The organism is Spirochaetota bacterium, assembly GCA_026414805.1.
Classification (GTDB): Bacteria; Spirochaetota; UBA4802; order UBA4802; family UB4802; genus UBA4802.
This window is the reverse complement of sequence record JAOAIH010000034.1, coordinates 1-23,198: the sequence shown is the minus strand read 5'-3', so window position 1 is coordinate 23,198 and position 23,198 is coordinate 1. Positions and strand designations below refer to the sequence as shown.

The 23,198-nt window shown below is 35.4% G+C and carries 22 protein-coding genes and 1 pseudogene; 6 read left to right on the top strand and 17 right to left on the bottom strand.

Features of this window, described 5'->3' with window-relative positions; translation table 11 throughout:
- Positions 1 to 134: 134 nt before the first annotated feature.
- The gene (locus tag N3F66_08420; GenBank protein MCX8124173.1) at positions 135 to 731 is read left to right on the top strand and encodes a hypothetical protein; all 597 of its coding nucleotides are present in this window, start codon (positions 135 to 137) and stop codon (positions 729 to 731) included.
- A gap of 26 nt (positions 732 to 757) precedes the next feature.
- Entirely contained in the window at positions 758 to 1,162 is a 405-nt protein-coding gene (locus N3F66_08415; protein ID MCX8124172.1) for a YbjN domain-containing protein, read from the top strand.
- On the opposite strand, the gene N3F66_08410 is transcribed toward N3F66_08415, so the two are convergent.
- Positions 1,159 to 1,680, bottom strand: a complete 522-nt coding sequence (locus tag N3F66_08410; protein ID MCX8124171.1) for a hypothetical protein — start codon at positions 1,678 to 1,680, stop codon at positions 1,159 to 1,161. The genes N3F66_08415 and N3F66_08410 overlap by 4 nt on opposite strands.
- Before the next feature lie 278 nt (positions 1,681 to 1,958).
- Between N3F66_08410 and N3F66_08405 the strand changes: the two are divergent.
- Together N3F66_08405 and N3F66_08400 are read left to right on the top strand one after the other, a co-directional pair.
- Positions 1,959 to 4,268, top strand: a pseudogene (locus N3F66_08405) (ribonucleoside triphosphate reductase).
- On the top strand, positions 4,231 to 4,926 hold the full coding sequence (locus tag N3F66_08400; GenBank protein ID MCX8124170.1) for an anaerobic ribonucleoside-triphosphate reductase activating protein: 696 nt from the start codon (positions 4,231 to 4,233) through the stop codon (positions 4,924 to 4,926). Before N3F66_08405 ends, N3F66_08400 begins: the two are co-directional and overlap by 38 nt.
- Positions 4,927 to 5,094: 168 nt before the next feature.
- Here the strand turns inward: N3F66_08400 and N3F66_08395 are convergent, their stop codons facing one another.
- From N3F66_08395 to N3F66_08345, 11 genes are all read right to left on the bottom strand, one after another.
- Positions 5,095 to 7,773 (bottom strand): hypothetical protein, encoded by a 2,679-nt coding sequence (locus N3F66_08395; GenBank protein ID MCX8124169.1) that lies wholly within the window; start codon positions 7,771 to 7,773, stop codon positions 5,095 to 5,097.
- Complete coding sequence (gene mnmE, locus N3F66_08390; GenBank protein ID MCX8124168.1) at positions 7,770 to 9,131, bottom strand: tRNA uridine-5-carboxymethylaminomethyl(34) synthesis GTPase MnmE; 1,362 nt, start codon at positions 9,129 to 9,131, stop codon at positions 7,770 to 7,772. Before mnmE ends, N3F66_08395 begins: the two co-directional genes overlap by 4 nt.
- A gap of 5 nt (positions 9,132 to 9,136) precedes the next feature.
- Positions 9,137 to 9,775: a protein jag gene (locus N3F66_08385; GenBank protein ID MCX8124167.1), complete on the bottom strand. Its 639-nt coding sequence runs from the start codon at positions 9,773 to 9,775 to the stop codon at positions 9,137 to 9,139.
- A gap of 245 nt (positions 9,776 to 10,020) precedes the next feature.
- Entirely contained in the window at positions 10,021 to 11,634 is a 1,614-nt protein-coding gene (gene yidC, locus N3F66_08380) for a membrane protein insertase YidC (GenBank protein ID MCX8124166.1), read from the bottom strand.
- 117 nt (positions 11,635 to 11,751) lie between these two features.
- Positions 11,752 to 11,973: a membrane protein insertion efficiency factor YidD gene (yidD, locus tag N3F66_08375; GenBank protein ID MCX8124165.1), complete on the bottom strand. Its 222-nt coding sequence runs from the start codon at positions 11,971 to 11,973 to the stop codon at positions 11,752 to 11,754.
- Positions 11,970 to 12,335 carry a ribonuclease P protein component gene (gene rnpA, locus N3F66_08370; protein ID MCX8124164.1) on the bottom strand — a complete coding sequence of 122 codons (366 nt, stop codon included), beginning with the start codon at positions 12,333 to 12,335 and terminating at the stop codon, positions 11,970 to 11,972. The genes yidD and rnpA overlap by 4 nt, the downstream gene beginning before the upstream one ends.
- A gap of 22 nt (positions 12,336 to 12,357) precedes the next feature.
- Positions 12,358 to 12,516, bottom strand: coding sequence for a 50S ribosomal protein L34 (gene rpmH / locus N3F66_08365; protein ID MCX8124163.1), 159 nt, complete (start codon positions 12,514 to 12,516; stop codon positions 12,358 to 12,360).
- 175 nt (positions 12,517 to 12,691) lie between these two features.
- Entirely contained in the window at positions 12,692 to 13,366 is a 675-nt protein-coding gene (locus tag N3F66_08360) for a class I SAM-dependent methyltransferase (protein ID MCX8124162.1), read from the bottom strand.
- 139 nt (positions 13,367 to 13,505) lie between these two features.
- The gene (locus tag N3F66_08355; protein ID MCX8124161.1) at positions 13,506 to 13,997 is read right to left on the bottom strand and encodes a DbpA RNA binding domain-containing protein; all 492 of its coding nucleotides are present in this window, start codon (positions 13,995 to 13,997) and stop codon (positions 13,506 to 13,508) included.
- A gap of 93 nt (positions 13,998 to 14,090) precedes the next feature.
- Complete coding sequence (locus N3F66_08350; protein MCX8124160.1) at positions 14,091 to 14,738, bottom strand: response regulator transcription factor; 648 nt, start codon at positions 14,736 to 14,738, stop codon at positions 14,091 to 14,093.
- The gene (locus N3F66_08345) at positions 14,735 to 15,904 is read right to left on the bottom strand and encodes a glycosyltransferase family 4 protein (protein MCX8124159.1); all 1,170 of its coding nucleotides are present in this window, start codon (positions 15,902 to 15,904) and stop codon (positions 14,735 to 14,737) included. Before N3F66_08345 ends, N3F66_08350 begins: the two co-directional genes overlap by 4 nt.
- A 175-nt stretch (positions 15,905 to 16,079) precedes the next feature.
- Here N3F66_08345 and N3F66_08340 point away from each other — a divergent pair, with 175 nt between their 5' ends.
- Positions 16,080 to 16,700, top strand: coding sequence for a CsgG/HfaB family protein (locus tag N3F66_08340; protein MCX8124158.1), 621 nt, complete (start codon positions 16,080 to 16,082; stop codon positions 16,698 to 16,700).
- Positions 16,697 to 17,476, top strand: coding sequence for a hypothetical protein (locus tag N3F66_08335; protein MCX8124157.1), 780 nt, complete (start codon positions 16,697 to 16,699; stop codon positions 17,474 to 17,476). Before N3F66_08340 ends, N3F66_08335 begins: the two co-directional genes overlap by 4 nt.
- Here the strand turns inward: N3F66_08335 and N3F66_08330 are convergent.
- From N3F66_08330 to N3F66_08310, 5 genes are all read right to left on the bottom strand, one after another.
- Positions 17,473 to 17,928 carry a GNAT family N-acetyltransferase gene (locus tag N3F66_08330; GenBank protein MCX8124156.1) on the bottom strand — a complete coding sequence of 152 codons (456 nt, stop codon included), beginning with the start codon at positions 17,926 to 17,928 and terminating at the stop codon, positions 17,473 to 17,475. The two genes, N3F66_08335 and N3F66_08330, sit on opposite strands and share 4 nt — an antisense overlap.
- Positions 17,929 to 17,970: 42 nt before the next feature.
- Positions 17,971 to 18,957 carry a hypothetical protein gene (locus N3F66_08325; GenBank protein ID MCX8124155.1) on the bottom strand — a complete coding sequence of 329 codons (987 nt, stop codon included), beginning with the start codon at positions 18,955 to 18,957 and terminating at the stop codon, positions 17,971 to 17,973.
- A 15-nt stretch (positions 18,958 to 18,972) separates the two neighbouring features.
- Positions 18,973 to 19,698, bottom strand: coding sequence for a tetratricopeptide repeat protein (locus N3F66_08320; GenBank protein ID MCX8124154.1), 726 nt, complete (start codon positions 19,696 to 19,698; stop codon positions 18,973 to 18,975).
- Positions 19,699 to 19,766: 68 nt separating this feature from the next.
- Positions 19,767 to 22,481 (bottom strand): pyruvate, phosphate dikinase, encoded by a 2,715-nt coding sequence (gene ppdK, locus N3F66_08315; GenBank protein ID MCX8124153.1) that lies wholly within the window; start codon positions 22,479 to 22,481, stop codon positions 19,767 to 19,769.
- A 187-nt stretch (positions 22,482 to 22,668) separates the two neighbouring features.
- Positions 22,669 to 23,198 (bottom strand): rhomboid family intramembrane serine protease (locus N3F66_08310; GenBank protein ID MCX8124152.1); only part of this gene is annotated, 530 nt, incomplete at its 5' end.

Here is a 23,198-nt window from a genome sequence, read left to right as displayed (position 1 = left end):
AGATTGGCATTTTTTGGTTTGGTAGCACATTTATACTTTATTTTATCAACTATTAGATAGTTAATTGAATATAAAGAAATACTTGTTGACATAATAGTAATTATACTATATTATTTTAAACGATCGGGGGGACTATGAGAATAACAAATGATATCCAGGTTGTAAAAACAAGCTTTCATCTACCTGAAAAAAGAGGCAGTATTCAGACACAACAACCAGCCCAGGGTGTTCATGCATACCCTTCATTACAAAAAGCTATTTCAGCGTACACAATTATCAGTGAAGCCCATCAGCTGGTTACCATGGCAATTAATATATCCTATGAACTGATTCAAAAAGCATTTTCTCCGCAAACAGATCACAGTGAAATTGTATCAAAGATTGCTGCAATCAATAATTATTTTACACGCCTTTCTCCAGGTACCGTTTCTGTTGCAAATATTCCTCAATCTGAAACATTGCAGCAAACATCAAAGCTTATCGATCAATTAAATAATGCTGTCGTAAAAAAAGACATAAATGCAATCAAGACACTACAAGATGATCTTTTTAAACAATCACAAATTCTTGAAAATTCACAGCAACAGTTATATACTACGATACATCGCAATTTGTATAAAGGAAACATTGACATCGATTCTGTTAAAAAAGCTATAGAACAAAATCATGACACAGCTTTATATGCTCACAAGCCTTTACAGTATGAACATATTAAACAATTGTTGGCCTGAAAATATTTTACAGTAAAAGGTGAAGTATGGAATTATTTGATGGATTTATAGCAGCGATAGCATCAGAATTTAAGTTAAAATTTCATAAAACAAAAGAAGGTGCATACACCACAACCATTGAATTTGACAATGACAGATCTCAGGAGATACTGATAACCCTCAACAAGGATGAATCTGGTGACAGAATTGTAAATTATTATTCGGTGATAGGAACCATAAAAAATGAATCGTTTGAGTTATATAAATTTGCACTTAAACTTAACAGTACTCTTGACTATGGCGCTTTAGCATTGCTCAACGATACACTGATTTTAAGAAATTCTCTTTTACTGAAAGATTGCGATCCCCAGCGGTTTATGAAATCATTATTTTACATTGCAGCTAAAGCTGATGAACTAGAAGAAATGCTCATAACTAAAAATGTGTATTAGTTAAGTCGTGCCTGTAGCTTTTCACCTAACTGAGCAATATATTTATAATTATCAACATCATCTGCAAAAAGCAATAAAGCTATAGTATCCTTAGTTATAAGAACGATCCTATCTTTATTAAACTGATAATAGTCCTGAAGTTTTTTTATTTCAACTGTGGCAGCTTTGCTATCTTTAAAAACAAGCACATAGTACACCAGATCATCACCGTATGGCCTTGCTTCAGCAGCCATAATTGCAACATACATGCTCTTAATATTCGCAGAATTGCCATCAGGATATAATTTTGATGCTAAAAAGCGTATCCCGTCAGGGTTAACAACACAAGGATTGCCAGTAAACACCTTTTTTGCAAAATTGGGTATCTTACCAAATACAAATCCCTGTGGTACATCCTCAGGAGCTATCGCCAAACGTGCGAAAAGAGATTTGTCTTCTGAATAGACCATGCCCATGGCAATACCTAAAGCCATTATGACACTAACATATACTATTAATAAAAAATTTTTAGTTCTCATAAGCGTACCTTTTATAAATGATACAGATTAATGTTACTATACTATCGGTAAAAAATCAAAAAATCAAAATTCTATTTTTCTTGACTAAAATAATATATACAGATATACGTAACATACGTATAGCAAATTATTTTTTTTATGTCACATAAATGTTATTGACTTTTTTGTTTTACTATGCCATTGTTTTGTAAAAATATCAATAACATACAATCCATAACCATTGCATAGCATTTTACGGGATTACCATTCATATTATTTAAACTATACGGAGTTTATATATGTCGGATACAAAATCAAGCCCTCAGTTTATCAGGAAACGAGATGGCAGGATAGTTCCTTTCAATATAGATAAAATAACAGAAGCAATATTCAAGGCTGCTCGAGCCGTTGGCGGTACCGATAGAAGTATTGCCCAAAGAGTAGCCGAATCAGTTGTTGATATATTAGCACTTCTCTACAAAGGTGAACATATACCAACTGTTGAAAATGTTCAGGACTTAGTAGAAAAGATGCTTATAGAAAAAGGCCATGCAAAGGTTGCCAAAGCCTATATTCTTTACCGCGAGCAGCACCGTAAAATCCGTGAAGGGAAAAGCCTTTTAAATGAAGGAATACAGCTAATAGAAGATTACCTTGACCGTTCTGACTGGCGCGTGAATGAAAACAGTAATATGAGCTACTCTCTACAGGGGTTAAATAACCATATTGCCTCAGCAGTTACGGCAAAATACTGGCTTGAACGTATTTATCCTCCCGAAATAAGGGATGCACATATAAACTGTGATATTCACTTACATGATTTAGGATTGCTTTCTGCCTACTGTGTAGGATGGGATTTACGCGATCTTTTACTCACCGGTTTTGGTGGAGTACCCGGTAAGGTTGAAAGTAGACCTGCAAAGCATTTTAGAAGTGCATTGGGGCAGATAGTGAACTTTTTCTATACTCTGCAGGGTGAATCAGCCGGTGCCCAGGCTTTTGCCAACTTTGATACCTATCTTGCTCCTTTTATTCGTTATGATAACCTTGATTATGCAGGTGTTAAACAGTGTCTCCAAGAATTTATTTTCAACATGAACATACCTACACGTGTAGGATTCCAAACACCATTTACCAATGTTACACTTGACCTTACTGTACCGCACTCAATTGCAAATGAACATGTTATAATTGGTGGACAATTCATGGACCAGACTTATGGTCAGTTTCAAAATGAAATGGATATTTTTAATACTGCATTTGCTGAATGTATGCTTGAAGGCGATGCTCGACACAGAATTTTCACCTTCCCAATACCCACATATAATATTACAAAAGATTTTGATTGGGATAATCCCTCTTTAAACTTGCTCTGGGAGATAACCGCAAAATATGGAATTCCATATTTTGCCAATTTTGTTAATTCAGATATGGACCCTGATGATGCTCGTTCCATGTGTTGCAGACTCAGGCTTGATAACCGAGAATTACGCAAACGAGGTGGTGGGCTATTTGGTGCAAACCCTTTAACTGGGAGCATTGGTGTTGTTACCATTAATATGCCTCGGCTTGGCTATCTATCAAATTCAAAAGAAGAATTTTTTGACAGGTTATCTCACTTAATGGATCTTGCTCGAAATTCACTGGAGATAAAACGCAAAGTACTTGAAAACTTTACAGCTAATAACCTTTATCCATATACCAAATTTTATTTACGTGATGTATACAAACGGTTTAAAAAGTATTGGGTCAATCATTTTTCAACTATCGGCCTTGTTGGTATGAATGAAGCATGTCTTAATCTTTTAGGACAGGATATCACCACTAAAGAAGGGAAAGAATTTACCGCTCAGGTACTTGATTTTATGCGTCAGAAAATAACTGAATACCAGCATGAAACTGGCAATTTATACAATTTAGAAGCAACCCCTGCCGAAGGGGTAAGCTATAGGTTTGCACGCCATGATAAAAACAGATTTCCTGAAATCATCACATCTGGTAAAAGCGAACCGTATTACACCAACTCAATACATCCACCAGTAGGATATGCACAAGATATTTTCGATCTGCTTGACCATCAGGACCAGTTACAATCCAAATTTACTGGTGGCACAGTAGTCCATTGCTTTATTGGCGAAAAAATTGATGATCCGCAAATGGTAAAGCTTTTGGTGAAGACAATTGCTTACAACTATCATATACCATATTTTACCATTACTCCTACTTTCAGTATATGCCCAGTTCATGGCTATATACCTGGAAATCATAAATTCTGCCCATACGAACATACCAAGGAAGAACTTGAGATGTTTGGCATTGATGTCGAAATAGAGAACAGTGAGCCATTGCAGATTGAGGCACATGTTCAGCAGTAATATATATATTTCATTGTTACTATTATACATGGGGGTTATATAATGCAAAAACATCATGAAAAAAAGATACCTGTAGAAGTATATTCAAGGGTTGTGGGATATTTTAGACCTGTTAACCAGTGGAACAAAGGAAAACAGGAAGAATTTCATGAAAGAAAAGAGTTTATGAAAGATGAATTATTCAAGGTAGCTACACATGAATATTCGGGGTATTCAGAAAACCTCACTCATTGATTATCCTCAAGTTATAAGTACTGTTCTTTTTACCGGGGGATGCAATTTACAGTGCCTTTATTGTCACAATCCTTCTTTAGCATGTAATGACTGTAATCTGAACCAATATTCAAACAATGAAGTTTTAGAATTGTTACAAAAGCGTAAGAATTTGATTGGTGGTGTTGTCCTCACAGGCGGAGAACCAACACTTGGAAAGGGAATTGTTCCCTTTTTAGAGAATGTAAAAGAAATTGGATTGAAAGTTAAACTTGATACTAATGGTTTCCAACCAAAAGTACTACAAAAATTAGCTTCCAGGAAACTGTTGGATTATGTTGCCATAGATATTAAAACATCTCCCGAAAAATACCCTTCATTAACCAAAACTAAACTGCCGTTTGATTTAATTTTAGAATCTATTGCTTTATTAAAAGAATACAATATCGTATTTGAACTCAGAACAACATGTGTTCCAGGATATGTAACCTTAGAAGATTTCCATAGTATTAAAGAACGCATTGGGAAGGTGCTGTATTATTATTTGCAGCAATTTCATAACCATAACACTCTTGACGCAACACTAAAAAAGGTGCTACCCTATCCCGCAGAGATATTACATTCATTCCGCGCATTTGTTCAGACATTTGCAACCATTTGTGAAATCAGAGGAATATAAAAATTCTATTGACATTACTCAATATCATTTTTTTTGTGTTAACTAATAACTTCAGGGAGGGTATCTAATCTATGAGTAAGCAGTATAATCCACGCATTAAACGCAAACGAGCAAAACGCAGACTTAAAAGAAAGAAAAAATTATTGGCAAAAAAATTAGCAAAATAGTTCACTTTGTTACAGATTTTTTAATAATTTCATCGCCAACAATAAGAAACACATTGTCAATAGTCATGGCATCTAAAGAGGGGTATGTGCCGTTACATGTAAGCCATATCCCTTTTTCAGCTGAAGTTGGTATATAAAGCATTACTGTATCAAAACACCATTCCTTATCATTATCATTTGTGTGTATACCCAAATGAGAACATCCAACCCCAATAAACGACATTATTCCATTTTTTGCCATCATGTATTGTGCATAAAGCATAGCATCTAGCTGTGTGCCTTCACCTGTGTACATAAACTGAAGAAGCGATGTAGCTATATACGGATTTTTTACTATTGAATACGATTGTAATATATTTGCTACTTCTGTTACACAATCTTCAATTTTTTTAGTGTTCAGTTGTAAAGGGCTAATTAGATAATCTGCTTTTTTAAAAAACACTTGCTGTTCATTTATCCATTCAATTAAATTTTGATGAGAAAGTGCCATTATAAAAAAATCTCTTTCTTTATGTGGCGATAGCTCATTGCAATCAAATCCAATATGGTATATATTATTATGTTTATTAACACTCCCTTGCACCATTGCTACCACATGTATATTTGCACTAGAACCCATAGCAATAATATCCATGTCAAATGGTGAGAGGGTATAGTTTTGTTGAATATGCATTATGGGTATACTTTTGCTCAGACTAAATGATACTTCTACCATAACAGGCTTATACATGAATATTTGTAAATAATCCTTAATATTTTTCTGAAGTTGATTATTTTTATAACTGATTTCCTTTTTCTCTATTTCCCCATTGTCATTAACACCATAAATGGTGCATGACGTTACTTTTGTTTCCCTACTAAATGCATATTTATTTATCTCTGAAATACCATGAATCATATATATATCATAAAGATAACAATATATGTTATTATCAACAAACCGCAATGCATAACAGGAATACACAAATCCAAATTTTTTTTGGCGGATAGTTTCATATGCAAGCCTTGAAAAAACCACTTTTTTGACATAATCATCAAAAGCATATCTCATATAGTCAGCATGCCATGGTATCTGTGAAACTACAATCTCATGTTTCTGGCGATACATACTCCCATCAGATTCTTCAAGGTCGGCTATTGTTGCTAACCATGCATATGCCTGGGCATCAAAACCCTGTGCAATTTTTTTAAACAATGCACTTTTAGCATCATTGTACCGTTGTAAAGCTATGAGGGCATTAATATACACACCAAAATATCTGTTATTTTGGTTGGATTCAATCTTTGAAACTATCAGGTCAAATTGCTGTGTCTGCTCATATAAGTCTAACAATAAAGTCATTTCCTTATCATTGAGTTGTGGTATTGTGCCTAATATTTCAATAGCTTTTGTAACGTTGTACTGTGAAATAATGTAAGCAATTATATAACGAAGGTCATTGCTATACGGGTAGTGATCAAGCAACACATCATAGTCTATTTTGTTATTGCTAAGTTCATCTTTATTTATTTCCAGCACATGAATTAATAATGGAAGGTAATGTATTGATGTAACATTAACAGGTTTTTTATTTAACAGGTAATCAGAAAAATATCGCAACAACACAGAAGAACATTTTATATTTTTCAAAATATCACGTACTATCAATTTGGAGCCAGGAATATCATTTTTTTCTAACAACAATGATAAAAATTTGCAAATTATAAATTCATCCTGTAGTTCTAAAACTTCTTTATAATATTTTAATGCTTCTATGCTGTTGAGCGATTCATAAAATAGTGCAAGTTGTAAGGCTGTATGGGCCGAACGTTGAATGCTATGTTGTGTTATCAATTGAGTTTCATATTCATACTGAAGTTCATACCATTGTATATCATGAAAATATTGCTTCTCTGCATTAGGTAAATTAAGATTTTCGTAATTATCATGCCTAAAATTTATTTTTAAGAACATGTCCTCAACTGGTTTGTAATAAACTGCAATAGTAAAGCCCTCATCAGGCACAATATGCACCATTCTGATTAACCGCTTTTTATCCGATAAAGCATTCACACATACCTTTTTTCCATTTATATAGCATACATAATCCATATTTGAATAAATAAAAAGTGTAAATGGACCACTAGTTTTGAAAGAACCGCTGCAAAGGCCTATTGCCTTACTATCCTGTGTATATTGCTGCAAAGGGATGAAACCCCCAATAGACTGGGTGACACTGATTGTATTTCTTCCTGATAGAAAAACTGTATTATTTTGATATTGAAGAGTTGTAATGCTTTTAGGCATTTTTTCTTTGATATTATCATATATGTTCCAGCGATGAGTCCCTTTTGAAAAATCTCTAAGGTACAATTCCTCAAATAAATGTACCATATCCTGTACATATTCTTTTTCAGCTTCAGTGGTAGTGCTTTTGAGCAATTCTTTAAGCAGAACTATTGTTGCATCAATTCCGTTTATTTGTAGTATATGGTTTAAATCTGCTAAAATTAAACTTGGTTGCGCTTTTTGTAAAAATATTTCTTTTTTATACTGTTCAATTAATTCTAATGAATTGCCATTGCAATAAATACGCTTTGTTTCATCACTGACTGTAGCAATGGCATTTACAGGAGCTATCGCCAAAACTATTATTGGTACTATAATGATTAATATTTTATTACAATACTGTAGTATCATTTGCCGATGCAAAAACGTGAAAAAATTGAATTAAGAACATCATCAACGGTTATTTCGCCAGTGACTGCACCAATTGCTTCAATAACATTTTGTAGCGCCGAAGCAACAATTTCATATGGGCTATGTGTCTCAAGCTGTTTCAATGCTTCTTTTGCATATGCAACAGACTGTTCCAGCAACTGCATTATGCGGATATCGGCAATAAATGAATTTTTGTACTCAACATAACGTGATGAGATAAAATTATATACTGCCTCTTCCAGCTCAGGAATGCCATATCCTGTTTTTGCTGAAAATACAACTCCTTTTTGTTCAAAGGATTTTTGAATTAATGCGATTGACTCTTGTGATGCAATATCTGCTTTATTTATAACCGGTATAAACGGTCTGTTGCCAATTAGTTGCAGTATGTATTCATCATCTGAGGTAAAACCAGCCACTGCATCAGTAATAAAAATAATTAATGATGCCTCCTCAATGAGCTTGTGGCTTCGTTGCACACCCAATAGCTCAATGCCCCCTGCATGCTGATGTATACCAGCTGTATCCAGCAAATTGCATTGTATCCCTTTTATTGAAACAGACTCTCTGATCACATCGCGTGTTGTCCCAGGCGTATCAGAAACAATAGCCCGTTCGTGATTGAGTAAGCAGTTTAAAAAGCTGGACTTACCTGCATTGGGTTTGCCTACTAATGCTATATCTATACCATGCGATAGATGCTGACCAATTCTACATCTGTTAAGAATGTCATCTATTTTACTAATAATCAACTTAACTCTTTCCTGCGCAGTGTCGTACGAGATAATCTCAATATCCTCATCCACAAAGTCTATTGCACATTCAATATCAGCTTTCAATTCAATTATATGCTGCTTTATTTCATCAATTGCATGTTTCAGCGAACCATGGCGTTGCTGGATAGCTGTGGCTATCTCCCATTCACTGCGTGCGGCAATAATATGATTTATTGCTTCCGCTTCAGTCAGGTCCATTTTCCCATTTAAAAAAGCTCTTTTAGTAAATTCACCTGGTTGGGCCATACGTACATTTTTTGCAATAATGCAATCAATAATTTTATTTACTATAATAGGATTGCCATGGCAGAATATTTCCACCATATCCTCACCAGTATAACTGTGTGGTTGATTATAATAAATTACGATGCAATCATCTATTTCTTCACTATCATCATGAACAAAACCATAATATGCATACCGTGGTATAAATGTACGTGTTTGTTTTTTAGCCGTAAAAATAGAAGAAGCGACCCGTAATGAATCAGGGCCGCTTATCCGTATTATCGCTATTGGAGAATGTACTGGCGGTGTTGCCGGAGCACATATTGTATCGTCCATCTGCATTACCTTTTTTCTACGGGCATTATTTTTACCTTTCTATAAATACCTTGTCCCTCGCTTTTAGTAGTAACTTTAGAATCATTTTGCAAAGTCAGATGTATTAGACGGCGTTCAAATGGATTCATGGGCTCTAACGTCCATGGCTTGCCAGTTCTTGCAACTTTTAATGCTATTTCCTTTGATAATTTGCGCAATGCTTTTTCTCTTTTTGCCCTGTAGGATTCTATATCCAAAATTATCTTTTTTTCTGAATTAGTCATCTTATTTACCAGCAGATTAACCATAAACTGTAATGCTTCCAAAGTTTTACCTTTTTTACCAATAACAAGTCCTGAACTTGGGCTTTCTAACTCAACATATACTTTGTTTTCACTTTCTTTATAATCCTTAACCCTTGCTTCCACTTCCATCAATAATAAAATCTTTTCAATAATTTCTTTAGCCTTTTCGCCAATATCATTTTCCTGTTGGTAATATACTCGTATTTTAGCAGGGCGTGATATGCCAAAACCAAAGATACCACTTTTGCCTTCATCCAGCACTTCAATATTGATTTTGTTCATATCATTAATTTTTAACAATGATAAGGCTTTCTTCGTTGCTTCTTCAACAGTTTTCCCTTCAATATCTAACACCTTCATGTTCACGCCTCCTACAAAACTTTGATAAAAATAGTTCTGATATTTTTAAATATATTTACCTCCTCTGTGAATAGAATTGTTTTTCAATCTCACCTCCAATCCTTAACTTAAGTAATGGATTAAAGGTGAAGTGTAAAATATTCATATCTCTTTTAGATGGCCACGCGTTGAGCCTTTGATACCTCCTTACATTAATGTACGTATAGTATACTCTTTTTTCACTTAAAATTTTTCACAATCTATATCTATTTTTTCCCTATTTTATTGATGATCATCTGATGAGCAATCTGCAATATATTTTGCATCGTCCAGTATAATACCAAACCAGAAGGCATGTTCCAGAAGATAACAATAAATATCAATGGCATTAACATTAACATCTTTTGCTGCTGTGTAGTCTCCCCTGTTGACATTTTTTGCTGTAAATATGTAGTACCCGTCATCACCAGAGGCAAAATATTTATGTTAAATCCACCTATTCTGTAAATTGTATCAGGCAAAGATAGGTCCTTAATCCACAGTATAAATGGTGCCTGCCATAAATCTACTGAATTAACCAGAGCACTGTACAGGGCAAAAAAGAATGGCATCTGCAATAGCAGCGGCAAACATCCCCCCATAGGATTAACTTTATTTTTTTTATACACTTCCATTATCTTCTTATTCAAAACATCAGGTTTATCCTTATATTTTTCACGTAACTCCTGAATAACAGGATTTAATTCCTGCATCTTTTTCATAGATTCAGTTGAACGCTGTGTTAACGGTAAAAACATTATCTTGGTAATTATTGAAAATATAACAAGTGACCAGCCTAAATTCCCAACAAGCTTGTTTATTTCTAGCAAACACCACATCATAAAGTCTCTGATGGGCTCAATCCATTTACTTACATCCGCAGCATCACCAATTGATTTATCAACTGCCAGCAATTTCTCCTTATTTTTTGGTCCCACATATACCTTAAATTCATGCGTTATTGTTTGCCCGGGTTTTAATGGTTTTTCCGGTACCACAATACCTGTCCTGAATCCTGAATGCTCCCTGTTATCATAGACTACACCTGATCCAGCAAAATTCTGGGGTATCATTATTAACAGATAGTACCTGCTCATTACTCCTACCCATTTTACAACACCGCTTTCCCGTTTGAGATCTTCAGGTGTAGAGAAAAATCCACCTCCCTTACGTGCTTTTTCAAAACTATCGTTGATGTAATAAATGCTGTGCAATTCATTATATGAATTATCAAAATCCATCGCAGGACCTAAAAAATCAGATGGGGAAAATATTACACCACCTTCAGGGAAGGCAAATTCACTTCTTCCTTTATTGGTGATAGAATATGTGACGATAAAATACTGACCTGTTTCGTTATATTTGAATTGTTTTGAAATTTCTAGCGGATTATTCTGTATCACAGCAATTGTAGAAAAGTTCACCGATGAAGCATCTTTTTGCATTTTCCATAATACAGGCGACTGATCCTTTGCATGCAAAAATTCAGATGCTGAAAAATGTACTGGAAAATCAAATACACCCTTTGCCATGTATTTTGATTTTTTTACAATTAATTCAATATTTCTAACTTTATCGACAAAGGAAATACACTGGGCATCTTCATTACTGAGAACCGCTGTATAATATTTTGCATTAATGGTAACTTCTTCTTTCTTAGTAGAGGAGTTCTGCATTTTGCTAATAACAGAAATTTCTGTTTTTTTACCTTCTTCAGTTTGCGCTGTTTCAACAGTTTTTTCTGCAACAGGTGGTGTTTTTTCCTGCGGAGGAAATAAATAAAACCATAGTATCCATACTCCCAATGATAACACTATAGCTAGTAAAGCCCTTTTTTCCATGACAACCTCTTTTTAAATTATTAGTAAGGCATAGCAATATACTTAAATAGATACCTATCATTATCAGTGGAAAGGAGATAACAGGAAGAATTATTGTATTGCTACACAAAACAATAATCAAGGGACAGGGTCATAACCACCATCACAAAATGGATGGCAGCGAAGGATTCTTTTGATTGACAAAAAACCACCTTTGACAAGCCCATGCCTGGTCAATGCTTCAATGGCATAGTGTGAACATGTTGGATAAAACCTGCATGCATTTGGCAATACCGGTGAAATAACAAGTCTATATAGTTTTATCAATAGTACCGGTATGGTAACAATATTTATCTTCACTGTTTCAGCACTCCTGATTTCAGTAATAAGTGTGTAACTGATTCTAAAAGATTATTAAATCCCTTAGACTTGCAGGTGGCATCCGGAAATATAATTACAGCAAAACCCTGTCGTATGCGGGGCATAAGAGTTACCACTATTGAGCGAATTTTCCTTTTTACTTTGTTCCGTTCAACTGCATTTCCATAATTTCTGTTAACCACTATGGCAAAATGGGAATGCACTTTACTATTTAATTCACTTCCAGCCAGTAGTGGTTGTTTATATACTATCATCCTAATTCCTTTATAATATAACCTTGTGCCATTAGCAATGACTTCCCTAAATCTCTTCAGCCCCTTTAATGAATATCTCCTTTTCACGGAATAATGATATTACATGGTATTACTTGGAATTACGTTTTTCATCAGAAACGGTCAATTTGTATCTACCCTTTTGGCGTCTTCTACGCAATACTTCCTGGCCTGCTTTAGTGCTCATCCGTGCCCTGAATCCATGAGTTCGTAATCGTTTGATTACACTTGGCTGAAATGTCCTTTTCATCATCCCACCTCATTTTAATAATAGTTCAATGTTGCAATTAAAATCGTTATGATTATGATAACTGATATTGTTTACTCTATATAAGTTACATGTATTTTTTACAATAGCACAACTTTTATACAATACACAACAAAAATGCTATTCTAAACGTATTGCATTTTGTGTCAAGAATTTATTACAGGGATTTTACTGCTATCACAAGTATAGTATCAGAAAAACAAAGATAATTAGACAGTTTAACATACAAATTTTTATATTTTTGTGCGATAGCTCCACAACGTTCTGGATGGTATCCAGAGGGAAAACACCTAACATAAAAAAAACCAATATTTTTCAGAATTTTTTTAACACTCCATGGCGCCACATCAATCCTGTGATCCTGTGGATGAGAGAGAATCCATTGTTCTCTATGACGATAGAATAGCGGCCCAAAGTATGATGGCAGAGAACAGGCAAAAATGCCTTTATCTTCCAGCATGTTATATATTTGTAACAACCTGGCATAAGGATCTACAAAATGTTCTATAACAAACCAAGCTGTTATTACATCATATTTTCTCTTAGATGTAAACTGTTCAAATCCAGTAACATGAACTGGAATATCAAATTTACTTTTACAGTATGAAGCAGCATAGTGTGAGATTTCCAAACCTTCAACAATACCAAAACCAATGTCCTGTGCTGCTTTACAAAAAAATCCCAGTGCACAACCAATATCAAGCAGGCTTTTTTGTGAAAGATCTTTCCCAAGAAATTTCTTGATCAACTTTAATCTAAAAAGGGCAGCAGTGTATATTGACTCATAATCGTCCTCATAGGTTTTGCCGTATTGTTCTGTATATTCCTTCATGAAGTAATCAGTGGAATACTGTGCCGATGTATAGCCTGTGTTATAGACTACGCTGCATGCCTTACATAATAATAAAGTATCAGAAATTTTTTTAAATATTGTAGATTTACAAATGGGGCACTGTTTATCCATCAACATTTTAAGATTTCTTTTTCTTTTTAGCCGGTTCAACAACAATAGGCACACCCTTTATACGCGCTTTATCCAGAGACAGCAAAACCAATTCTGCATATTGCTCTGGGATTTCAATAAATGAATATGTTGAATGTATATCAATCTTCCCAACAAGCTTTCCATCAATACCTGAACGTTTTGATATCTCTCTTATAAGGTCACCTGGTGTTATTTTGTGATTTTTGCCTATGTTAATAAAAATTCGAGCTTTCCCATCCTTTACATCTTCAAAAACAATGGTACCCTCAGATTTTGTAAAATTTAAAGCTGCAACTTCTGACATATCTAACTTTGATATATCACCAATATATTCCTTCAGTAAAGCAGCAGTGATTCGTTTTGTTGATCCAAATAACGGTAAATGCTTTCTCATTGCTTTAACCAGAGCAAAGTATGGTGTAAGGTCTTCATGCAATGCTGCTTCCAATACTTTTTCAATCTTTTTAACCTGATTCATGACTACTCCATTCAATCCTGATTACAGTGATAATAAACATTTGTTTTTCACATTAATTAAGCAATTTATATATTGGCAAGCATATTTCTATATTTATTCCTTGCACTTATACCCTACATTACGTATTGTTTCTATAATATTATTGAATTCATCACCCAATTTTATCCTAAGCCTGCGTATATGGACATCCACTGTACGAGTTCCACCTATATACTCCACACCCCATATCTGCGACAGCAATTCCTGCCGAGTGAATACAATACCCTTATTTTCCATTAACAATTTGAGTAATTCAAATTCCTTATATGTTAATACAACCTTCTCATTGTTAACAGTAACTGAATACTTTTCCGGTTCAATGACTATATTGCCAACTTTAATTACAGATTCTTTTAATTCAATCTCAGCACCAATTAAACGGTCAATCCGTGCTTTCAATTCTCCTTTTCTGAATGGGAACACAATAAAATCATCAAAAAACCAGTCTCTATTTATTGATTCAAGGTATCCTACACGCACAATGAGAATGACTGGAAGCCTCTGGAAACGTTTCCGCAATTTTGAAAGATAAAACTGTGCATCACTTATATCGATCTGTTCGGTGTCAAATAATACTATATCAAAACCTTCATCCTTGAGAGTATTTATAGTGCCATGAACACTTACATCCAGAATCTGGAGCAACCGTACTTCCAGTACCAATTCCTTATTCTGAGTAATTAGTGCTGTTTTAATTTTCATTTTTTGGTAACTAATTCTAAAAAAATATTCATATACTGTTCTGCTACATTTTCGGCATAAAAGGTTGCAATCTTTTTTTTATTATTCTCAGAACAGCGTTTATACAGCCTTTTATCGTTGTAAAATTTCATGATGCTTTCCGCACAACCTCTATCATCACCAACATCAATTAATAACGCATTTTCTCTATGAGTAAGAAAATCCACCTGCCCTCCATGATTGGTTGTCACAATTGGCAAACCGCAAAACATTGCCTCCATAAATACAATGCCAAACCCTTCATGCATTGAGGTAAGAACAAAAAGATCAGATTGTGAAAGATAGGCAAATTTTTCCTCATCAGCAACAAATCCCAGAAATGTTACCCTGCTCTGTAATGACAGATCTTTCACCAGCGACTCAAGGTATTCTCGCTCAGGGCCATCACCCATTATAAGAAGTTTGACTGAAGGTTTATTGATATGAGCTATCGCCCGTAAAAGTACATCAATAGATTTGCGTTTTATTAATCTTCCAATGGTTATACAGATAAAATCTTTTTCACTTAGTCCCAGTTTTTTTCTTGAAGTTTTTGGCAGCACTGGCGGGTGAAATGCTAAGGGAATGATCTCTATATCTTTCTTTGGAGCATAATATTCTATTGCGTTATTGCGGGTATTTGATGACTGTGCCACAATTACATCAGCCCTGTTAAGGAGAAAACGTACCACAGCCTTGAAGAAACGATTACGGTGTGGCGACAGCTTTTTACTTGGATCATAAATATCTCCGCCATGCAGTGATAACACATTAGGAATGCCAAACAATTTTGCAATAGCATACCCTAACGGGCCGGATGGCACAACAAAATGAGTATTGATAACATCAAATTTATATTTAAGGGCAAGCGATAGCGCCTTTATAAAACCTGCAGGCAAGTAGCTAAACATTGAAATAAAAGTTGCAGCATCCCTGGATTTTCTGAATAAAATCTTAACCCTGTGAACATGAATGCCATTTACATTTTCATACAGTGGCAGCCCTTTAAAGGATGAAGTGACAACATGCACATTTGCCTTTTTCACCCATTCCAGAGCAAGATCATACGTAGCAACCCCTCCTCCACCCCCCAGTGGAGGGAATTCATAATTTATAATTAGAATATTAATTTTCTTCTTTTTGTTCATCCAATAAACTCCATTAAAAAAAGCTTATTTTCCTCACACTAATACATGCCTTTTATATTTCAAATACTATTTGCAATAAAAATAATTTCATATTCAAAAATAATATTTGTCAAAACATAGCATATAATGGTACTATACAATAGATACAACTGAATAAATATTAAAGGTTACGCGTATGAAATTTTTACGGTTTTTTTCTGTTGTTCTTATTTCAGTTTCCATATTTGCCTGCTCAACTATCGACATCGCATATACAAATAAACAGGTAATACAAAAAAGAATGAAGCGGGTTGCAGTTTTTCCATTTGATATAAAAGGTGCTGGATGGGGCGATGAATTTGCCGATGCTATCTCACATCAATTTTTTAAAAGTGGAAAAGTTACCACAATTGAACGTGAAGCCATACAAAAAATTTTACAGGAACAGCCGCTTTCTGCATCAGGTTTGATGGATGATAAACAGGCTTTAAAAATTGGTAAATTGTTAGGTGCCGATGTTATTATAATAGGCCGCGGCTCTGCATTACAGGCGTATAGAAATAACAGGTACGAACCCAACTGTATTGATACATTCACGCTAAAAGCTATAAACACAGAAAATGGCGAGATATTATTAACTGTCCGTAAAGAACCAGGTAGAGCATGGGACTGGCGCTATAGGGCAAAATTCTGCTGTGGGCTCACTCTCATATGGGATCTCAACGACATCTTAATTGAAAGTTCTCAATATGATGACATTGCAAAACAGGTAGTAAAACAAATATTACAAATTATACAAGATGACACAAGAAAATGAAATGGAACTTTAACACTCTTATTCAACTAGTATGTTTGATAATTACTATTGCAATTTCTTCAATTTCTTATTCATCAGAATTTGATGAACTGGACAAACCTCCTGAAGGGGTGCACAAAGATCAGATACTACTTACTGGCTCTGTTTCCATAGGTGTCCCCTATGGCGATTTAATTTCGGCAGAAGAAAAATTTACTAGGACATCAACCTATACTTTTGAAAATGAAATTACTAAACTCATTTATGTATCCCATTTATCATTTGGGCTATCAATCAATGCTGAATATATGCCTATAGATTATGTTGGTATACGGTCCAAAATACGACGTACTATCATAGTACAGAATACAAATTTTGGCTCTGACTACCAATCATGGAAAAAAACACTCTATAGTGATTATTCCGTATATTTTGGCCCATCATTTCATGTAACAAACAGAAGACCCTGGGACATTGCCGTATCACCTGTGATTGGATATGCATTTGCAACATATCACCCAACACCTATTGCACAAATTCTTATTGATGGATATACACCACCACCAACTCAGCAATATTCAAGTATTACCTACGGTGTTGATGTCATGCTCAGCATATTTTTCAGCGGTGGCCTAGTTGTACAAATTGGTGGCGAGTGGATTCGCAACAATGTTGTATTTTCATCAACCCCAAATGCTGTAAATCCACAAACCAGCCAGATATTTTACAATAAAAAAAATGCAATTATAGATTCTTTACTTCTCTGTGTTTCAGCCGGGTACGCGTTTTATAATTAAGACCTTTTTTTGTATTGCAAATATCGCAAACGCGGATAAAATCCAAATTTCATATAAAATGCTACCACTGACTCATGTCCTTCAGCAACATTAACTCCTATAGTTACACAACCACTTTTCTGTAACCACTCAACACAGTTTTCTATTAATTTCGTTCCAAATTTTTTATTTCTGTAACTCTCCTCTACAAAAACAGAATCAATTTCACCTTTTGTACCCTCAATAGTTCCTATACAATATCCAACAGGTTGAGCATCATCAAATACGACTTCTATTCTTATATCATTTTCATCAAAGGTAAAAAATTTGCTGCATCGTTTATCAAATGTGAAATTTTTATAATGTTCCTTGAAATAAGGGGACTCATTCAAATGAATCTGATTTAATTTTTCCCACAATGGTTTTATTATCCCAATGGAATTCTTATCAATCTGCTTTATGGTACAATTCATAGTATACTCATATTCAATACATAAAGAATTATATATAATTACCTATTCTAAAGAAGCATTGCCAGTATTGAACAACATGGATAACACACGAATTGTCGTTAACTTATCATGTTTCCCTTCTTTAACAGGCAACTGCAGAAAATCATGCAGACAGCCTCTTCTTCTATGTTCTAACGGGAATCTCCCATCCTCAAATTGCTTTTTTATACACTGATTAAATAGCTGTATTCGTAAAGACTCAACCTTTTTGCCCAAAAGAAGCGACAAATGAATTGCATCAATACTATCATAGTCTAAATAAAACGGATACCCCAGCAATTCGTGATTATATGCTACTCTGCATCTGCACCCTGTTTCTTTCAATATTGCATTATTATTCAATAAATAGGCGATAGCTCTTTTTATTCTATCATTGGCATTATCGCTGCCCATCTTCATTAACGCTTTTACACACATGACGGTTGCAAGAGCACAACTTGGTACATCTGTGTGCTCTAATCGAATTCCTTGCCCAGTACGTTTGAAAAATAAATATTTCAGTGAATCACTAAATGAACCTATTGGACAATGAAGCCAGCCGCCATCATATCTTTGATGATCTAAAATCCAGGCGATACCTTTTTCCAGCTCTTTCCCCTGATACCTGCTTTCTAGTAAACTACACACTAACTGACCAGTGATACATCCTGTTGAACAGAAAGGTTTCCAGTTTAATGTAAAGCCTCCATCATCTTGCTGAAATCTAAGGATATCTTTAATCATTGAATAGAGTTTGTTATCCCTAACATCCAGTCCACATTCTACCAATGAGGAAAAAATCCACATTATCCCAACCCCAGGAGAATCAAAAAATTGATACGCTTTTTTGTGTAATGAGTATAGACGGTGGAAGTGTATTATGGAGTTAGTATCTTTTTTAAAATCAAATTTAATTACTGGAATGCATCTCTGTAAAAAATGAAAAGAAAGTTCATCCTCAACTAACCATTGAACAACATCGCCATTTAAATATTTGGAGTTAATTTTCACAAAAACTGTTGGTATTTATTTTTTCAAACTAAAAATGCGGTTATAATTTTCAACAATTACAGGATTATCAGGAGCAAGCTTCCGTGCTTTCTCTATGATTTCAGCAGCTTTTTTCACATCCCCTGCCTGTAGATAGCTCATGGCTAAATTATTGCATACAAAAGCTGATGAAGGAGCCAGCGCATACGCAGCCGAATATGCTGTCTGTGCCTGTGTAATCCTGTTCAAAAACATCAGGACATTACCTAATTCATTATATGCATAGTACATTTCCGGATCAAGTGAGATAGCTTTTTCCAGATACTCCTTTGCTTGCCATAAAGACCCTATGCCTGAATATGATATTCCTAATATGTAATATGCTATTGGTGTTTGTTTTACCTGCAATGCTTTACGTGCCCACGCCATTGCATCAGCATACCGCTTTTGGTCTATATATATAAATGCAATATCAATGAGTGGATCAACACTGTCTTTTTGGATTTCCGAACATCGTTTTAAATGTGTAAGAGCAGATTCATAATTGCCTTTTTTTGCATGAATATGAGCAGCCAAATAACGAAGATTATAATTTGGCGAATTGGGCTCAAAATCCTTTGCCACATCTAGAGCTAAAGCTATCTCCGTTAAAGCTTCATCATATTTCCCTTGCTCAAACAATTTCAAAGCTTTGTTGTAGTCTGCAAGTAATACAGTAGGGATTATTATAATGAAAAGAATGCACAATAATCTAATTTTCACTTTTATCCCTCTTGAAAAATTATTATTTGGGTGGCCACTAGATGACCACCCAATTGAATATAACTATGCTATTTAGGGAACCTTATTGCTGCCTGTGCAGCTGCCAACCGGGCAATAGGCACCCTAAATGGAGAGCAGCTCACATAATCAAGCCCAACTATATGACAGAACTCTACTGAGCTAGGCTCACCACCATGCTCACCACAAATGCCTAATTTTAGTTTTGGGTTAACAGAACGCCCTTTTTCATAGGCCATTTTAATAAGCTGCCCTACCCCATCCCTGTCAAGAATTCTGAATGGATCATTAGGCAAAATCTTCTTATCAACATATTCTTTCAGGAATTTCCCTGCATCATCTCGGCTAAACCCAAATGTCATTTGTGTAAGGTCATTTGTACCAAATGAGAAGAACTCTGCAACTTTTGCTATTTCATCGGCTGTTAGTGCTGCCCTTGGAACCTCGATCATGGTACCTACCATGTACTCAACCTTCACACCCATCTCTTTCATTACAGCTTCAGCAGTCTTTACTATTATTTCTTTTTGCATTATGAGCTCTTTCACATGGCCAACTAATGGAACCATGACTTCAGGTTTTACATCAACTCCTTCTTTTACCAGCTGGCAGGCTGCTTCAAATATTGCACGCGCTTGCATCTCAGTAATTTCAGGATATGTGATACCCAAACGACAACCTCTGTGCCCTAACATCGGATTAAATTCATGAAGCTCTTCAACCTTTGCCTTTACTTCTTCTACACTAACTTTGAGTTCCTTTGCCATCTCCTTCTGAGATTCAAGGTCATTCGGCAAAAACTCATGTAATGGTGGGTCCAGTAGCCTGATAGTTACTCCAAATCCTTCCATTGCCTTGAATATGCCATAGAAATCTTCACGCTGCATGGGAAGCAATTTATCAAGAGCTTTCTTTCTTCCCTCATAACTATCTGCCAGTATCATTTCCCTTACAGCCTTGATTCTGTCGCCTTCAAAGAACATGTGCTCTGTTCTACAAAGTCCAATGCCTTCTGCGCCAAAGTTTCTAGCCACCTTAGCATCATGCGGTGTATCAGCATTTGTTCTTACTTTAAGTTTTCTTATTTCGTCAGCCCATTGCATTATCGTCCCAAACTTTCCTGTTACTTCAGGTTCAATTGTTGGAACTTTACCTAGCATTACTTCACCAGTGGAACCATCAATCGAGATATAATCGCCTTCCTTCAAAACGATATCATTAATCTTCATCTTTCGCCTAGCATAATCTATTTCTAGCGCACCACACCCTGATACACAGCATTTACCCATACCTCTAGCTACAACAGCAGCATGCGATGTCATACCTCCACGTGCAGTAAGTATACCTTCAGCCGCGGTCATCCCTTTTAAGTCCTCAGGTGAAGTCTCAATTCTTACCAAAATAACTTTCTCACCACGTTCTTTCCACTCATGTGCATCATCGGCATTGAAAACAATCTTTCCAGTTGCAGCACCTGGTGAAGCTGGAAGACCTTTTGCAATAACCTTTCGTTGAGCTTTGGGATCAAAGGTTGGGTGAAGCAGCTGATCAAGGGATTGGGGATCCACTCTGAGCACAGCTTCTTCTTTTGTTATCAGCCCTTCTTCAACCATATCCACAGCAATATTTATTGCTGCATGTGCCGTTCGCTTGCCATTTCGTGTCTGAAGCATCCATAACTTTTTATTTTGAATAGTAAATTCTATATCTTGCATATCGCGGTAGTGTTTTTCTAAAGTCTTGTAAACATCAACCAATTGCTTATATGCTTCGGGCATATATTCTTCTAATGAGGGGTACTTCTGCTTGCGTTCTTCTTCAGATATGCCATTTTCCCTGGCCCATCGGCGAGAGCCTTCAAGAGTTATTTGCTGTGGGGTCCTTATTCCAGCAACAACATCCTCACCCTGCGCATTGATAAGAAACTCGCCAAAAAATTCCTTAGCACCAGTGGCTGGGTCTCTGGTAAAAGCAACACCTGTTGCNCAGTCATTGCCCATATTCCCAAACACCATTGCCTGAACGTTGACTGCAGTACCCCAGCTATCATCAATATTATTCATCTTTCTATATAGTTTTGCCCGCTCGTTATTCCATGATCTAAACACTGCCCCAATAGCACCCCATAATTGTTCGTATGGATCATCAGGGAATGATACATTGAGCTTATCTTTTATAATTTTCTTAAACCTGGCAACAAGCTCTTTTAGGTCATCAACTGTAAGTTCCAGGTCATTTTTAACCTTCCTTTTTTCTTTAAGCTCATCCATAATTACTTCAAATGGGTCATGTTCATCCTTGCTTTCAGGTTTCAACCCAAGTACAACATCTCCATACATCTGAACAAAACGGCGATATGAATCCCATGCAAACCGTTCGTTCCCTGTTTTGGCCACAAGGCCCTTAACAACATCTTCATTTATTCCTAGATTAAGAATAGTATCCATCATCCCCGGCATTGATGCACGTGCACCCGACCTGACTGACAATAATAGCGGATTTGATGGATCACCAAACTTAGCATCCATTATCTCTTCTACTTTTTTCAATGCTTCTAAAACTTCTTCTTTCAACCCGTCTGGCATTTTCTGATTGTTTTTATAATATTCGTTACATACTTCTGTAGTAATAGTGAACCCTGCAGGAACCGGAATGCCAATACGTGCCATTTCTGCCAGATTTGCACCCTTCCCTCCTAAAAGGTTCTTCATATCAGCAGATCCCTCGGTAACATTACCACCAAAAAGATATACACGTTTTGCCATTGTTATTCTCCCTTCAAAATAATTTTATTAAATTGTTATCAAAGCACTGATAACATTTCTATCTTACAAAAACTACTTTTGAGGCACCTAATGTACAAATTTTAGCCAGTTAATATAACATACTTATATTACTACAATCCTGCTGTAAAGATTAATTTTATTGTACCATCATCATTTTGTAAACCAATTATTGATTCAGCAATTTCTTAACAATTTTAATAAAGCAGGCATCTCTGTCACTGCAATTTTCACAACTAACATAATCAAAAATATCCTTGTCACATTGTACATCATTTACTTCAACCATTATTTCTTTATAGCGTATGTATTGGACTTCATCATCCGTTAATGCTGATTCGCCAAGTGTTCGTATTTTTTGTACGATAGTTTTTTGTAATTCAACCTCCTTTCTGTCAATTATAGGATGAGTTGGAATGGTTTCCTTCTTTTTCTGAATAGCAACAAATCCTCGCGTTTTATACCGTATGGCATGTTTTCGAGTTATAATAAAATAGACAATGCCAGTTGCTAACCCCCCCAAATGCCCTATGTGTGAGATGGAATCAAATCCACCAGATAATTCCAAAAACAGTTCTAACCCCCCATATAATATAACTAGCGTCCGTGCTTTTACAGGTATTATAAAAAAGAGTAGTACTTCAACATCAGGAAACAATATACCAAATGCAAGAAGTAGTCCAAAAACTGCTCCTGATG